12 protein-coding genes are annotated in these 13,566 nt (G+C 60.2%); 8 read left to right on the forward strand and 4 right to left on the reverse strand.

The window, feature by feature from the left end; all coding sequences use genetic code 11:
- Nucleotides 1-524 precede the first annotated feature (524 nt).
- Nucleotides 525-731 carry a helix-turn-helix transcriptional regulator gene (locus tag MRBLSP13_RS10885; protein WP_363754486.1) on the reverse strand — a complete coding sequence of 69 codons (207 nt, stop codon included), beginning with the start codon at nucleotides 729-731 and terminating at the stop codon, nucleotides 525-527.
- A gap of 530 nt (nucleotides 732-1,261) precedes the next feature.
- Here MRBLSP13_RS10885 and MRBLSP13_RS10890 point away from each other — a divergent pair.
- From MRBLSP13_RS10890 to MRBLSP13_RS10900, 3 genes are all read left to right on the forward strand, one after another.
- Nucleotides 1,262-3,007, forward strand: a complete 1,746-nt coding sequence (locus MRBLSP13_RS10890; RefSeq protein ID WP_363754488.1) for a ParB/RepB/Spo0J family partition protein — start codon at nucleotides 1,262-1,264, stop codon at nucleotides 3,005-3,007.
- A gap of 51 nt (nucleotides 3,008-3,058) precedes the next feature.
- Nucleotides 3,059-3,301: a sigma-70 region 4 domain-containing protein gene (locus MRBLSP13_RS10895; RefSeq protein ID WP_363754490.1), complete on the forward strand. Its 243-nt coding sequence runs from the start codon at nucleotides 3,059-3,061 to the stop codon at nucleotides 3,299-3,301.
- Nucleotides 3,302-3,371: 70 nt separating this feature from the next.
- A complete protein-coding gene (locus tag MRBLSP13_RS10900) occupies nucleotides 3,372-4,280 on the forward strand; it encodes a HEPN domain-containing protein (protein ID WP_363754492.1) in 909 nt (302 codons plus the stop codon).
- A 6-nt stretch (nucleotides 4,281-4,286) separates the two neighbouring features.
- Here the strand turns inward: MRBLSP13_RS10900 and MRBLSP13_RS10905 are convergent, their stop codons facing one another.
- The 3 genes from MRBLSP13_RS10905 to MRBLSP13_RS10915 are packed head-to-tail and all read right to left on the reverse strand — an operon-like array spanning nucleotide 4,287 to nucleotide 5,046.
- Complete coding sequence (locus MRBLSP13_RS10905; RefSeq protein ID WP_363754494.1) at nucleotides 4,287-4,463, reverse strand: DUF6771 family protein; 177 nt, start codon at nucleotides 4,461-4,463, stop codon at nucleotides 4,287-4,289.
- Between the two features lie 18 nt (nucleotides 4,464-4,481).
- Nucleotides 4,482-4,766: a conjugal transfer protein TraD gene (locus MRBLSP13_RS10910; protein WP_363754496.1), complete on the reverse strand. Its 285-nt coding sequence runs from the start codon at nucleotides 4,764-4,766 to the stop codon at nucleotides 4,482-4,484.
- The gene (locus MRBLSP13_RS10915; protein WP_363754514.1) at nucleotides 4,720-5,046 is read right to left on the reverse strand and encodes a conjugal transfer protein TraD; all 327 of its coding nucleotides are present in this window, start codon (nucleotides 5,044-5,046) and stop codon (nucleotides 4,720-4,722) included. Before MRBLSP13_RS10915 ends, MRBLSP13_RS10910 begins: the two co-directional genes overlap by 47 nt.
- A 172-nt stretch (nucleotides 5,047-5,218) precedes the next feature.
- Between MRBLSP13_RS10915 and traA the strand changes: the two genes are divergently transcribed.
- The 5 genes from traA (at nucleotide 5,219) to MRBLSP13_RS10940 (ending at nucleotide 13,409) form a co-directional block, all read left to right on the forward strand.
- Nucleotides 5,219-8,068 carry a Ti-type conjugative transfer relaxase TraA gene (traA, locus tag MRBLSP13_RS10920; RefSeq protein ID WP_363754498.1) on the forward strand — a complete coding sequence of 950 codons (2,850 nt, stop codon included), beginning with the start codon at nucleotides 5,219-5,221 and terminating at the stop codon, nucleotides 8,066-8,068.
- Between the two features lie 312 nt (nucleotides 8,069-8,380).
- Nucleotides 8,381-10,564 (forward strand): type I secretion system permease/ATPase, encoded by a 2,184-nt coding sequence (locus tag MRBLSP13_RS10925; RefSeq protein ID WP_363754500.1) that lies wholly within the window; start codon nucleotides 8,381-8,383, stop codon nucleotides 10,562-10,564.
- 68 nt (nucleotides 10,565-10,632) lie between these two features.
- Nucleotides 10,633-12,018, forward strand: a complete 1,386-nt coding sequence (locus MRBLSP13_RS10930) for an HlyD family type I secretion periplasmic adaptor subunit (protein ID WP_363754502.1) — start codon at nucleotides 10,633-10,635, stop codon at nucleotides 12,016-12,018.
- The gene (locus MRBLSP13_RS10935) at nucleotides 12,015-12,599 is read left to right on the forward strand and encodes a hypothetical protein (RefSeq protein WP_363754504.1); all 585 of its coding nucleotides are present in this window, start codon (nucleotides 12,015-12,017) and stop codon (nucleotides 12,597-12,599) included. Before MRBLSP13_RS10930 ends, MRBLSP13_RS10935 begins: the two co-directional genes overlap by 4 nt.
- Nucleotides 12,600-12,614: 15 nt before the next feature.
- Nucleotides 12,615-13,409: a formylglycine-generating enzyme family protein gene (locus MRBLSP13_RS10940; protein ID WP_363754506.1), complete on the forward strand. Its 795-nt coding sequence runs from the start codon at nucleotides 12,615-12,617 to the stop codon at nucleotides 13,407-13,409.
- The last annotated feature ends 157 nt before the right edge of the window (nucleotides 13,410-13,566 follow it).

Below are 13,566 nucleotides of genomic sequence, written 5' to 3' on the forward strand. Positions count from 1 at the left end.
TCTTGGTCCAGCACCAGGCGGACTGCCCGCTCGCGCACCTCCGGTGCAAACTTGTTCGTTGTCTTGCTCATCTTAGACCCTACCTCTCAGGAGTTAGGGCCTCCGGCAATCCCGGGGCGGTTCATACCGTCTCTTCAGTCAAAAGCAATTTGGACCGATCAAGGTATGACAGTGGTGCGGCTCTATTCGTGGTTCATTTCTGATCCGATAGCTCGCGAGCGAATAGAAGCGTCAATTGAGTGTCCGCTTTCCTGACTCTATCACCCTCAACTTGACTGTCGGCAAAGTCCCCGAGCCAGTTAAAATCCGCCCGGCCATTCTTGTCCAGGCGGCACGCAAATTGGCATGGGGTCATCCCATTGCGTATGAACCCGAAGGAAAGTCGCCCCGCCGGAGCAAGCTCAACGGCGGGGTTGAGGTTCGGGGTCGTTGCCGCGCTCAAGGGGTAAGAGCGGCGGCAATGAATGTAGATTGGGCTGGCGCCAATACAACGCTAACTGGCACCAATATGGATGGATGCGGGGTCAGCCATCCCCGACGCTGTAGAACATGGGATTCCTAAGCCAGTCATTGATGGCGGACTCCCGCCAGCCCATGCAGCGGCTGGCGATGCGCACCTGCCTGGGAAAGGTGCCATCCGCCACCTTGCGATAGAGGGTCGCCCGGCTGAGGCCGGTGCGGTCGAGCACGGTGTTGATGCGGAGGATGCGGTCGGGGGACTGAGCGGTCATGGCAATATCCTATATGCTGCGATGCGGTTTGCTTGCCCCTGAGCATCAGGATCGTGGGGTCGTTCTGTCGCGTCAAGCCCATGAGAATCAGTGGCTTGGGCCAAATCGGGCCATGGCGGACCATGTCGGTCCACGGCAGGCCAGATCGTATGCAGAAAATTTTCGCCGATGGGTTTTGCGGCCATCGGCGGTGCGGCTGCTGACCCCTTTTTGAGATGAGAGATGGCTGCGGCGCGCGCTGAAGATCAGCGTGCAAGTTTCCCGATTCGGGCTTGGAGCGGCCCGTTGGTCCGCATGCGGTCATCGCGCCGTGCGCGCTGGCGTTGGCCTCCGGCGTCGATCTGGCGGGGGGAGCGTCGCTTGCCCTTAGGCCCGTCGCGCCGGGCAACAACTCCGGCTTCGCCTGAGTGCTCCATTCCATTGCGCCCCTGCGGGTGCAGCCCGGCTCCCTCGACAGGCCTTTGGGGTCGCTCCTGCCGCTCCCCCCGCCATTCCGGCGCCGGTTGCGGTGTTTTGAAGGAGTGAAGGCAATGGAACTCAAGCATATCGACATCGCCCATCTGTCCGTTTCGCCTGCCAATATGCGGGCCAAGGGCAAGATACCGGACCTGACCAACATCCTGCCCTCCGTACGGGCGCGGGGCGTATTGGTGCCGCTGATCGTGCGGCAGAAGGGGAGTCCTGACAGCTACGAGATCGTCGCGGGCAAACGGCGTTACCATGCGGCGCTGACCGTGGCGCAGGAAAGCGGGGAAGCCGAAGCCCTGCCATGCGCGATCATGGAAGCGGGCGACGATGCGGCGGCGCTCGAAGCCTCGCTGATCGAGAATGTGGCCCGGCTCGACCCCGACGAGGTGACGCGCTGGGAGAGCTTCACCCGGCTCGTGCGCGAAGGGCGGAACGTGGAGGATATAGCCCTCACCTTCGGTCTTACCGAATTGCAGGTGAAGCGGACGCTGGCCTTGGGCAATCTCCTGCCCCGCATCCGTAATCTCTATCGCCAGAATGAGATCGATGCCGCGACAGTTCGGCATCTGACCCTGCTGTCCAAGGTCCGGCAGCGTGAGTGGCTGGCCCTGCTGGACGATCCGGAAGCCTATTGCCCGACCGGTGCCCGGTTGAAAGCATGGGCCTGCGGTGGTGCATCCATCCCGGTCAGCGCAGCCCTGTTCGATCCGGACGGCTTTCCGGGCAGCATCGTGTCTGACCTCTTCGGAGAGGAGCGCTACTTTGCCGATGCATCCATATTCTGGACCTCACAGGAGGCGGCCATTGCCGAACGGGCCGACGCCTATCGCGAAGCCGGATGGCAGGATGTCGTGATCCTTCCCGTTGGCGAACCCTTCCATAGCTGGGATCATGAGCGCACCCCCAAGCGCAAGGGCGGCAAGGTCTTCATTGCGGTCGGACCACGCGGCGATGTCACTTTCCATGAGGGCTATCTGACGATCAGGGAAGCGCGGAAACAGGCAGCGGCGGAGACAGTGACCGAAAAGCCGGTCCGCCCTGAAATCGGTGCGGCCATCCGCAACTATGTGGACCTTCATCGTCATGCCGCCGTGCGGGCGGCGGTGGCTGGCTCTCCGTCGCTGGCGCTGCGCCTGATGGTGGCCCATGCCATCGCCGGATCGTCGTTGTGGCGGGTATCGGTCGAACCGCAGCGGGCGGTGAATGAGGCAGTTGCCGAAAGCATCGAGACGAGCATTTCGGAAACGGCGTTCGATGCGCGGCGGCGGGCAGTGCTGGGGCTCCTCGGCTTCGATCCCGACACCTCGACCGTCACCGGCGGCTATGAGGGCGATCATGGCGTAGCGGGCCTGGTCGTCCGCTTGGCATCCCTGTCCGACGAGGCGGTGCAGGAGGTGCTTGCGATTGTCATGGCCGAAACGCTGGAGGCAGGCAGCGCCCTTGTCGATCTGCTGGGCCTGCATCTGGGCATCGATATGCGCGAGACATGGGGCTGCGACGATGCCCTGCTGGACCAGTTGCGTGAACGGGAAGTGCTGGATGGCATCCTGACCGAGGTTGCGGGTGAGGAAGTGGCTACCGCCAATGGCCGAGCAACCGGCAAGGTCAAGCGGCAGATCATCCGCGATTGCCTGACCGGAGGGAATGGCCGGGCGAAGGTCGAAGGCTGGGTACCACGCTGGATGGCGTTTCCGCCCATGGCCTATACGGAGCGTGGCAGCGTCCCCACGGTCGAGCGCAGCGTATTGCTGGCCGATCTGGTCGCATCCCTCGCGCCGCAACCGTCCCCGCTGGCCCAAGCGGCCTGATCCGATACCGGCGGCAGCAATGCCGCCGGTTTTCCTGTCGGGAGATTTCCGATGAACGACAGCCATGACCCCGCCCTGATCGCACGGCTGGAGGATGCGGTGCTCCGCTTGCCCCGTATCCAGCGCGACATCTTTCTGGCCATCCGGCTCGATGCCCTGAGCTATGGGGAGATTGCGCAGCGGACCGGCCTTACGAAACGGCAGGTCGAGCGGCTTTTCGCCAAGGCCCTCGGCAATTTCAGCCGCAATCTGCGCGATCCGTCGCGCCAGCGGTGGCGGCGCTGGTTTCGCTGACAAGACTGCCTCGCCCGGTTCGTGCCGGGCGAGGTTGGCGCATCGCTCTCTCCCCGCTAGGATCAACCCCATGAAAACCGGTCTCGATCATCTTCCTGCCAGCAAGCAGCGCGAACTGGAGCATGTCGTACGCGTGCTGTTCGAGGAGTTCGAGGCGGCGCAGGCTCGCCGCAGCAGCAAATGGAACAAGCAGGCTCGGATCCTGAAGCTCGTGCTCTACGGCTCCTATGCGCGGGGCGGCTGGGTCGATGATCCGGTCGGCGGCTACAAGTCCGACTATGACATCCTCATCGTCGTCAATGACGACAATCTGGTCGACCTGGACTATTGGTCGGCGGCAGACGACAGGTTGATGCGCGATATGACCATCACGAAGACGCTGTCGGCGCCGGTCAATTTCATCGTCCATTCGCTGACCGAAGTGAACCAGCAGCTTGAAAAGGGACGGCCCTTCTTCATCGACATCATCCGCGACGGCATCCTGCTCTATGAGGCTGAGGGTTTCTGCTTCTCGCAACCGCGTGACTTGCCGCCTGAGGAAGGGCGGATTGAGGCGCGGAAGCATTTCGAACGATGGTTTTCAGTTGCGCGAGCTTCATTGCAAACGTTCAAACTACAGCGAGCGCAAGGGAATGACGAACATTGGCGCAACAAGGCGGCATTTGAACTCCACCAAGCTGTAGAACAACTCTATCACTGCACGCTGCTCACACTGAGCCTCTACTCGCCCAAATCCCACCGGCTCAATTTCCTGCGCGGTCATGCCGAGGAGATCGCCCCGGAACTGGTCGAGGCCTGGCCACGCGATGACAAGTTCAGCCGCCGCTGCTTCGATCTGCTGCGGCAGGCATATGTGAACGCCCGCTATTCCCCTCACTATAAGGTGACGGACGAGGAACTGAACTGGCTGGGCGAGCGCGTGGCGGTGTTGCAGGAACTGGTCAAAACCGTCTGCGAGCGGCGTCTGGCTGACGGCTGAACGTCTTCAGCCGTTGCCCGGCGATCCAGCGTTTCCGTTTCCCAGCGCATCTGCGATCATCGCCGCCAGCGTTTCTTCCGCACGGGCGCGACTGGCCGCATCCTTCGCCGCCAGATCATGGCGGATCCATTGCGGCGCGCGTTCGATCACGCCCAGGATGATGGCTTTCATTTCGTCGTCCATGGCCAGCCCTATGACGGCTCAGTCCTGAACCGGCAAGGATTGGGCCGCAAACATGCGTTGGCCGCGCCGCCGCCAAAGCAGCAACTGTTGCGCACGATCCTCAGCCCGCAGCCTTGCAGCCGCTTCGCCTAGCAGCCCAAGGATGACGGCACGATCATCGTCAGTGAGTTCGACCAGTCCCGCCTTCATGACCAGCCCGCCCAATTCGATCAAATGCCGGGTGCGCTCGCGCCGCTTCACCTGCCAATCCCGCCTGTCATTGCGTGCCTGTTGTGCCTGCAGCCGGTTGCGTGCTGCTGCCACCCGCCGCAGCGCCGTCCGGCTTATCGCCAGCGCCATGCCCAGTGTTGCTTGCCTGGCCTGAAAAGAAGGCAGCGCCCCGTTTGCGCCACGCCTCCTTTGTCGCGCTGTCGCTGGTCGTGGCAATGGCCAGCAGCGCGCCCGCCAGTTCTTCGGCACTGAGCGCATCTGCGCCGGTCGCCATCACCAACTCACCTAACTGGCTTTGCTTGCGAAGCCTGAGTTGTCTCGCCTTGTCGGTCAGCGCTTTCAGCTCTGCATCATAGTCTCGTGGCTTGCGCATGGAGAATGTCCTTCTTGTAAACGAAAGGACATTCCAGTTATCGTTCCTCTCGATCAGCGGCAATGCTCTGATATTCCCTGAGATTTCCGCATCCCGAGATTGATGAAGTCTTTCGAGGGCGCGCTTATACGTCGTGCCGACGTGCGCTTTTGGGCGTATCTGGTGTGTCGCCATGGCGATCTACCATTTCTCGGCCAAGATCATTTCCCGCGCCGCCGGATCGTCGGCGCTGGCCGCTGCCGCCTATCGCTCGGCTTCGCGCCTGCATGATGAGCGGCTTGGCCGCCATCATGATTTCTCCAACAAGGCGGGGGTCGTCCACAGCGAGGTGATGCTGCCCGATGGCGCGCCGGAGGAATGGCGCGATCGGGAAAAGCTGTGGAACGCTGTCGAAGCCGTCGAAATCCGCAAGGACGCCCAGTTGGCCCGCGAGATAGAGTTTGCCATTCCGCGCGAGCTGGACCAGACGCAGGGCATCGCGCTGGCCCGCGATTTCGTGCAACGCGAGTTCGTCGATCGCGGCATGGTCGCCGACCTCAATGTCCATTGGGATATCGGCGCCGACGGGGCGACCAAGCCCCATGCCCATGTGATGCTGGGTTTGCGGCAAGTGATTGAAGAGGGCTTTGGCGCCAAGGTGCGCGACTGGAACCGGACCGAACTGCTCACGCACTGGCGCGAGGCCTGGGAAAGCCATGTGAACACCCGCCTCGCCGAACTCGATATCGACGCACGGATCGATCATCGTAGTCTGGAGGCGCAGGGCATCGATCTGGAGCCTCAGCACAAGATCGGCCCGGCCGCAGCGCGCATGGCGCTTGAGGGGCGTGACAGTGAGCGGCTGGAAGAACATCACGGCATTGGGCGGGCCAATGGCGAGAAGATATTTGCCAACCCCGGCATCGCGCTCGACGCGATCACCCACGGCCAAGCCACCTTCACCATCCGCGACCTTGCGATGTTCGTGCATCGGCACAGCGAAGGGAAGGATCAGTTCGATGAAGTGATGGCGGCGGTGAAGGCATCGCCCGATCTTGTTGCGCTGGGCAAGAACGGGCGCGGCGAACAGCGCTTCACTTCACGATCCATGCTGGAGACCGAACAGCGGCTCGAGCGGGCGACCGCCACGCTCAATGCGCGTCGCCATTATGGCGTAGCATTGCGCCAAGTCGATCGCGCACTGGCGCAGGCAGCGCAGCGGGGCAGGAACCTCTCCGCCGAGCAGCGCGGCGCACTCGAGCATGTGACCAGCCCCCAGGCCCTGAGCAATGTCATCGGCTATGCCGGCACCGGCAAGAGCGCGATGCTGGGCGTGGCGCGCGAAGCCTGGGAGCAGGCGGGCTATGCGGTGCAGGGTGCGGCGCTGTCGGGCATCGCTGCGGAAAATCTCGAAGGTGGCTCGGGGATCACCGCGCGCACCATCGCCAGTCTCGAGCATCAATGGGGTCAGGGGCGTGAGTTGCTTACCGACAAATCCGTCCTCGTGATCGACGAGGCCGGGATGATCGGCACCCGGCAGATGGAACGGGTGATCAGGGAAGCAGAGAAGTGCGGCGCGAAGGTGGTGCTGGTCGGCGATCCCGAACAACTCCAGGCAATCGAGGCAGGGGCCGCGTTCCGCTCGGTCGCCGAACGACATGGCAGCGTCGAGATCACCTCCATTCGCCGCCAGGGCGCAGAATGGCAGCGTGAAGCCACTCGGGCGCTGGCCACGGGCCGGACCGGCGAGGCGCTGTCAGCTTATGAGGAAGCCGGCCATGTCCATGCCGCCGCAACGCGCAGCCAAGCACGTGAGGAGCTGATCGACCGCTGGGACCGGGATCGCGGTGCTAACCCGCAAGCGAGTCGCATTATCCTCACCCACACCAATGACGAGGTGCGCGAACTCAACGAGGCGGCTCGCGACCGGCTGCGCGGCGCAGGTGGGCTGGGCCAGGAGGTCAGCCTGACGGTCGAACGGGGAACGCGCAGCTTTGCCTCCGGCGACAGGGTCATGTTCTTGCAAAATGAGCGCAGCCTGGGCGTCAGGAACGGCACCCTTGCCACCGTGCAGCATGTCAATCAGCTGCGCATGACGGCGATGCTGGACGATGGCCGTGCCGTCGCATTCGACGTGAAGGATTATGCCGCGATCGATCATGGCTATGCCGCCACCATCCACAAGGCACAGGGCATGACGGTCGACAATGTGCATGTGCTGGCGACGCCGGGGCTCGATCGCCATGCCGCCTATGTCGCTCTCTCCCGTCACCGCAGCACGGTCGACCTCCATTATGGCCAGGATGATTTTGCCGATCGCGGCAGGCTGGTGCGCACGCTTGGCCGCGAGCGCGGCAAGGATATGGCGTCGGGTTATGTCCGGCCACCTGGGCCAGAGCGGCAGGCAGCTCCAAAACCCGCCCGGTCTCCCTTCGAGGGGTTGGAGCTGCGGGCCAATCCCCCTGCCATGGCCGAACCTAAGGAGAGCATCGCAGAGATTCGGGATCGTGCGATCGCGCGGCATGCCCGCGTGGTGCAGGCGATCTTCTCCATGCAGGACCAGGGCGCTGAAATGACGCCGGATCAGAGAAGCGAACTCAAGCAAGCCAGGCAGGAACTGAACGGCCTACGCGAACATGCGGCGCTTGACGCGGAAACCGCCTATGGCCGCAATCCGTCATTGGCCGCCGGAGCCGCGCGGGGTGACACCGAGCCCGCGCGGCTGGCGATCGTGCATGAGCGCGAAGTGCGGACCGATCCCAATTTGCGGGCCGAACGCTTTGTCGAACGCTGGAACCGTTACTCCAATGCCGCGGAGCGCGCCTATGTCGATGGCGACTATGACAGGCGCCGTACCTGTCAGGATGGCATGCGGTCGATGGCGCGATCGCTGGAGCGCGATCCGCAGGTGGAATCGATCCTGGCGAGCCGCAAGAGGGAACTTGGAATCTCCATCGACAGTGGGCGAAGGTTGGGGGCGGAGCTCGCGTTCAACCATGGGATCGACCTGGGGCGGGGCCGGGGGCTGGGAATCGGAGTGTGAGGACCAGCAGAGCGACGAGGCATATATTGTCCTTGCATGGTCAACCACGGCAGATTGTTCATCATGCGATTCGTGCCGACTGGCCCGGCGAGAGATTCATCCGTTTCGGAGTAAATAGTTATACCATCGCTAAATAACTGATTGCGGGGCCATTTTGGATTTGATAGCCAGGAGATGCGGGGGAATAAATATGATGGGTCGTGTCCTCCGCACATGGGGTGAGTTTTGCGGGGGACGTCGTTTGTCTGGGTCTATCATATTTTCCGCAGTTTTTGCTGCGAGCAGCGTCCGGGCTGAAACGACACAGCCTGAATGACATCCGCTGCCGTTGAGGGCGGCGGAATCAATGGAAGTTCCAAAACATCTTCCTTCTCGGATTCTGCGCTTTCCTCCTTTGTCCTGCTGGCAAAATTCCTTGGGGTTCCCGCTGATCCTGCGCAGATCGCGCACGATCATGGGGAGCCAGCGAACGGCTATGCGCTGGAGGATCTGGCGCGAATCTCAAAGCGGCTGAAGATCGTCGCCAAGATTCGGGCTGCTTCGCTTGCCGATCTGGCCCAACTGCCTTTGCCGGCGTTGGCTGAATTGCGCGACGGGCAGATCGTCATTCTCCTGAAGGTCGACCAGCAGGAGGAGGCGCTCCGTTTCCTGGTCCAGCGCGGCGATGGCGAGAGGCCGGAGGTGTGGACCAGCGGTGAAATGGACGGGCGCTTTGCTGGCCGTCTGTTGCTCATGACCACCCGAGAGCAGATGGCGGGGGTTTCGCGTCCTTTCGACATCAGCTGGTTCATTCCCGCGCTCGTCAAATATCGCGGCGCCTTGCGCGATGTGCTGATCGGCTCCTTCTTCCTGCAATTGATGGGACTGGTTTCCCCGATCTTCTTCCAGCTCGTGATCGACAAGGTGCTCGTGCATCAGTCGCTGACCACGCTGGACGTGCTGGCGATCGGTCTTGCGACAGTGCTCCTGTTCGAAACTTTGCTTTCGGCTCTACGCAACTGGCTCTTTGCGCATACCACCAACAGGGTGGACAGCGAGTTGTCGGCGCGCATGTTCCGTCATCTGCTGAACCTTCCGCTTTCCTATTTCGAGGCACGGCGGGTTGGTGATAGCGTGGCGCGGGTGCGAGAACTCGAGCGAATTCGGGAGTTCCTAACCTCTAATGCCGTGACTGTGGTGATCGATCTCTTCTTCACCATCGTATTCTTCATCGTCATGTATCTCTACAGCCCGATGCTGACGCTGATCGTGGCGCTGTCGATTCCCATCTACGCAGCGATCTCGATCTTCATCACGCCGACCTTGCGCGCGCGACTAGACGACAAGTTCAAGCGCGGGGCGGAAAACCAAGCCTTCCTCGTCGAAAGCGTCACCGGCATCGGCACCTTGAAGGCGATGGCGGTCGAGCCTCAAATGCGCGCCAAATGGGAAAAGCAGTTTGCGGGCTACACCAATACCGGCTTTGCCGTGGCGACGCTCGCCAATTGGGGTAGCCATCTTATCCAGGTCGTATCCAAGCTGACGACGGTCGCCATCCTCTATTTCGGGGCGAAGGCAGTAATCGCGGGCGATCTGAGCGTGGGGTCGCTGGTTGCCTTCAACATGCTCTCCGGGCGCGTTGCTCAGCCGATCCTCCGGCTCTCGCAGCTCTGGCAGGATTTCCAGCAGGTCCGGATTTCCGTCGATCGTCTGGGCGATGTGCTGAACACACCCGCCGAGCCGGAGCATAATCCCAACCGCGCCAGCCTGCCGCCGATCCGGGGCAAGGTCGAGTTCGACAAGGTTCGTTTCCGCTATCGTCCCGATGCGCCTGAAGCCTTGCGCGGCGTCAACCTTACGGTCGAAGCGGGGGAAATGTTGGGTATCGTCGGGCCGTCGGGTTCGGGCAAATCAACCCTCACCAAGCTGGTCCAGCGTCTCTATGTGCCTGAGCAGGGGCGGGTGCTGGTTGACGGCACGGATCTCGCTCTCGTTGATCCTGCCTGGCTTCGGCGCCAGATCGGCGTGGTGCTGCAGGAAAATATCCTCTTCAACCGCTCGGTGCGGGAGAATATCGCGCTCGCCGATCCCACCATGCCGATGGAACGGGTGATGGCTGCGGCGAACCTGGCAGGTGCGCATGACTTCATCCTGGAACTGTCGCACGGCTACGACACCGTTATCGACGAGCGGGGCGGCAACCTTTCCGGCGGCCAGCGCCAGCGCATGGCCATCGCGCGGGCGTTGATCAGCAACCCCCGTATCCTGATCCTCGATGAGGCGACCAGCGCGCTCGATGCCGAGAGCGAGGAGATCATCCAGACCAATTTGCGCCGCATCGCGCAAGGCCGCACGGTCATCATCATTGCCCATCGCCTGTCGGCGGTTCGTCAATGCCATCGGATCGTCACCGTCGAGGGAGGAGCGATCACCGAGGTCGGCAATCATGAAAGCCTGCTCAAGTCCGGCGGTCGCTATGCGCAGCTCTACACCAAGCAGATGGGACAGGTGGCATGAAGGCCTGGGCAGCGGCAACCTTCCCGACGCTCAGCCATCACTGGCGCGTACTCAGGATCAGCTGGACCATGCAGGACGAGGCGGACAAGGCCAAGCGTCCGATCAGCGACCATGAATTCCTGCCCGCAGCATTGGAGATCATGGAGAAGCCGCCCAGCCCGGGCTTGCGCATGCTTCTCTTGCTGCTCTGCGGACTTTTCTCCATCGCGCTGATCTGGTCGGCGGTTGGCAGGGTTGACGTCGTCGCGGTTGCCAGCGGCAAGGTCATTCCCTCAGCCAATGTGAAGATCATCCAGCCGATCGAAATCGGTTCGGTGCGCGCCATCCATGTCCGCAATGGCCAGCATGTCACCAAGGGGCAGCTGCTGGTCGAGCTCGATCCAACACTGGCCGGTGCGGATGAGGCGCAAGCGGGACAGCAGCTTCTCTTTGCCAATGTGATCCGAGCCCGCAATGACGCATTGCTGGCCTATCTCGCCGGCAGATCGGCGCGCTTCGTCCCACCGGCTGGGACACCCGAGGGTGTGTCTGCCACTCAGGCCCAATTTGTTCACGCCGCCATCGCGGAATATGAGGCGCAGCGCGCAAGCCTCCGTGAGCAACGCGCGCAGCAGGCCGCCGAACTGTCTTCAGCCGAGGCGGAAATCGCCAAGCTGAAGATGACCCTTCCGTTGGTGGAGCGGCAGCTCGCCGCGCGGAATGAGCTGGCGGAGCGGGGCTATTACTCCAAGCTAAAGGCGCTGGAATATGAGCAACTGCGGCTCGAGCATATTCAAAATATCGCGGTCCAGCAGGCGACCGCCGCCAAGGCGCGTGCCGCCATGGGGGCACTGGACGCAGAGCTTTCCAAATTGCGCGAAGGCTTTGCCAAGGGAGCGGTGACCGAGCTTTCCGAAGCTACAGACAAGTCGGCTTTGGCGGTTCAGGAGCTTCACAAATCAGAGCGTCGTCGCGCGTTCCAGGAACTGCGCGCGCCGGTCAGCGGCACGGTGCAACAGCTCGCGGTTACAACAATCGGTGGCGTCGTTCAGCCCGCTCAGCCGATCATGGTAGTTGTACCGGACGGCAGCGATGTCGAAGTTGAGGCCATGATCCTCAACAAAGACATCGGCTTTGTGCGCGAGGGCCAGAAGGTGCGGGTGAAGCTCGAGGCTTTTCCCTTCACTGACTATGGTTTGGTTGAAGGCGTGGTGGAGACGATCAGCCGCGATGCGATCGAGCAGAACCAGCAGACGGCACTACGGGACGAGAAGAACAGGCCAGTCCAGCCAGGACTTGTCTATGCCGCGCGCATTCGCTTGAACCAGCGGACTATAAGCGTGGCCGGTAGAGATCAGCCGATTGGGCCTGGCCTAGCTGTACAAGCTGAGATCAAGACGGGCGAGCGGCGGATCATTCAGTATCTGCTCTCACCCATCGTACAGTCGTTGGATGAAGCCGGGAGGGAGAGATGAGCGAAATCGGACAGCACTCCTCGATGACAGATGGTGATGTTTATGGAAAACGGCGCATCCTGACTGAACGTGCCGACATGTTCCTAGGATACTCGATATACCGTGCGCTGGTAAAGAGCATCATCTTCCGCTTCGTCATAATAAGTGAAAAAGTGGCCAAGGGGCCGGCTCGTTTGCTGATCCGGCAAGCGGTGCTACAGCTTATGACAGCCATGCTGGCTGTGATTGCTTTGGGTGCCTGTGCATCGAACGAGTATATGGGAATTTCACTTAAGCCCGGAAGAGCCGATCCTCAACTTCAAGAACTCGTTCGACGTGCTCAGGCAGGCGACAAGCGCGCTCAACTCGAACTAGGAATTCGATACGAAGAAGGAGATGCAGTTCCTGTGGATTTGCGCCGTGCACGAAAGCTGTATGTTTTAGCAGTGGCCGATGAAAAGCGTGTCGTTTGGGTCTATTCGCCGCCCACCACCAGGGCGAGTAAGGGCTACGTCATTCCTGTAGTTGTTGGTCTGGAAAAGCCTGGGCTAAAAGATGCTCGTGAGCGGTTGCAAGCCATTGATAATCGAAGAGTTCGGTAATTTTGAGGGAAATTTATGCAACGTGTTGCCATGATTGCCGTTCTGCTGGGATTATCTGGTACCGAGCACGAAAATGCCAGGGAAGCAGCAAAATCCCATGTGCAGAATGCGATGAGAAATCTTCACTGTAGAGATTGCCCGGAACTTGTAGATATTCCAGTTTTAGAAGTATCCCAACGTAAGATAAATATGGTTATGGCCAATGAGCTTACATGGTCAGACTATCTGAAATCTTATTTTGATGGATCTTGTAGTCTACCAACAATTTATCCGCGCAACTATGTTCCCAGTAAAGAAGAGATAAATTCAATATCGCTTCCATGGCCCATAAGAAATTTGAGCGTGTCTCAGATAAAATGCTACATAAGTTGGATCAATAAAAAAACAGGGCGTAATTTTGATCTTCCAACAGCTGATGAATGGGAAATAGTGGCAGCAGCAGGGAGTACATCTAAATTTCCTTGGGGTGATTCTGACTTGCCTGGGAATGCAGCAATAGATGGGGTTAGATCAAAACGACCGGATAGTATATATACAATAGTATTTAATAACGTCAGGGGATACCCTATAAAAAAATTTCCTCCAAATCGATGGGGCCTATACGATGTTATAGGAAATACGTGGGATTTGACGAAGAGTTGTCATGATGTGATTAAAAATAGTCAAATTTGCTCTTCGTATATCGTAAAAGGTGGAGAGGTTGACTCAAAAATACAAGAAATAAATTTGACAACCTCCAAGCATGTCAGTGTGATAGGCGGAGAGTTTTTGGCAGATGTCGCTATTCGCTTGGTGGCGGTAAAAAAATAGGGATCCACATATGTCTGACCTAATAGCGAATCTTAACGTACGTAATCGTGCTGATGTGTCAGTTGTCCCTGCCAGTTCCACGACTGGTATTGCGCAAGTTGCAAAGTTGATTATCGACACCTTAACGCCAGTTCAACTCGCACGAATAGATCGGAAA

The sequence above is a fragment of the Sphingobium sp. LSP13-1-1.1 genome, assembly GCF_040676415.1.
Taxonomy (GTDB): Bacteria; Pseudomonadota; Alphaproteobacteria; order Sphingomonadales; family Sphingomonadaceae; genus Sphingobium.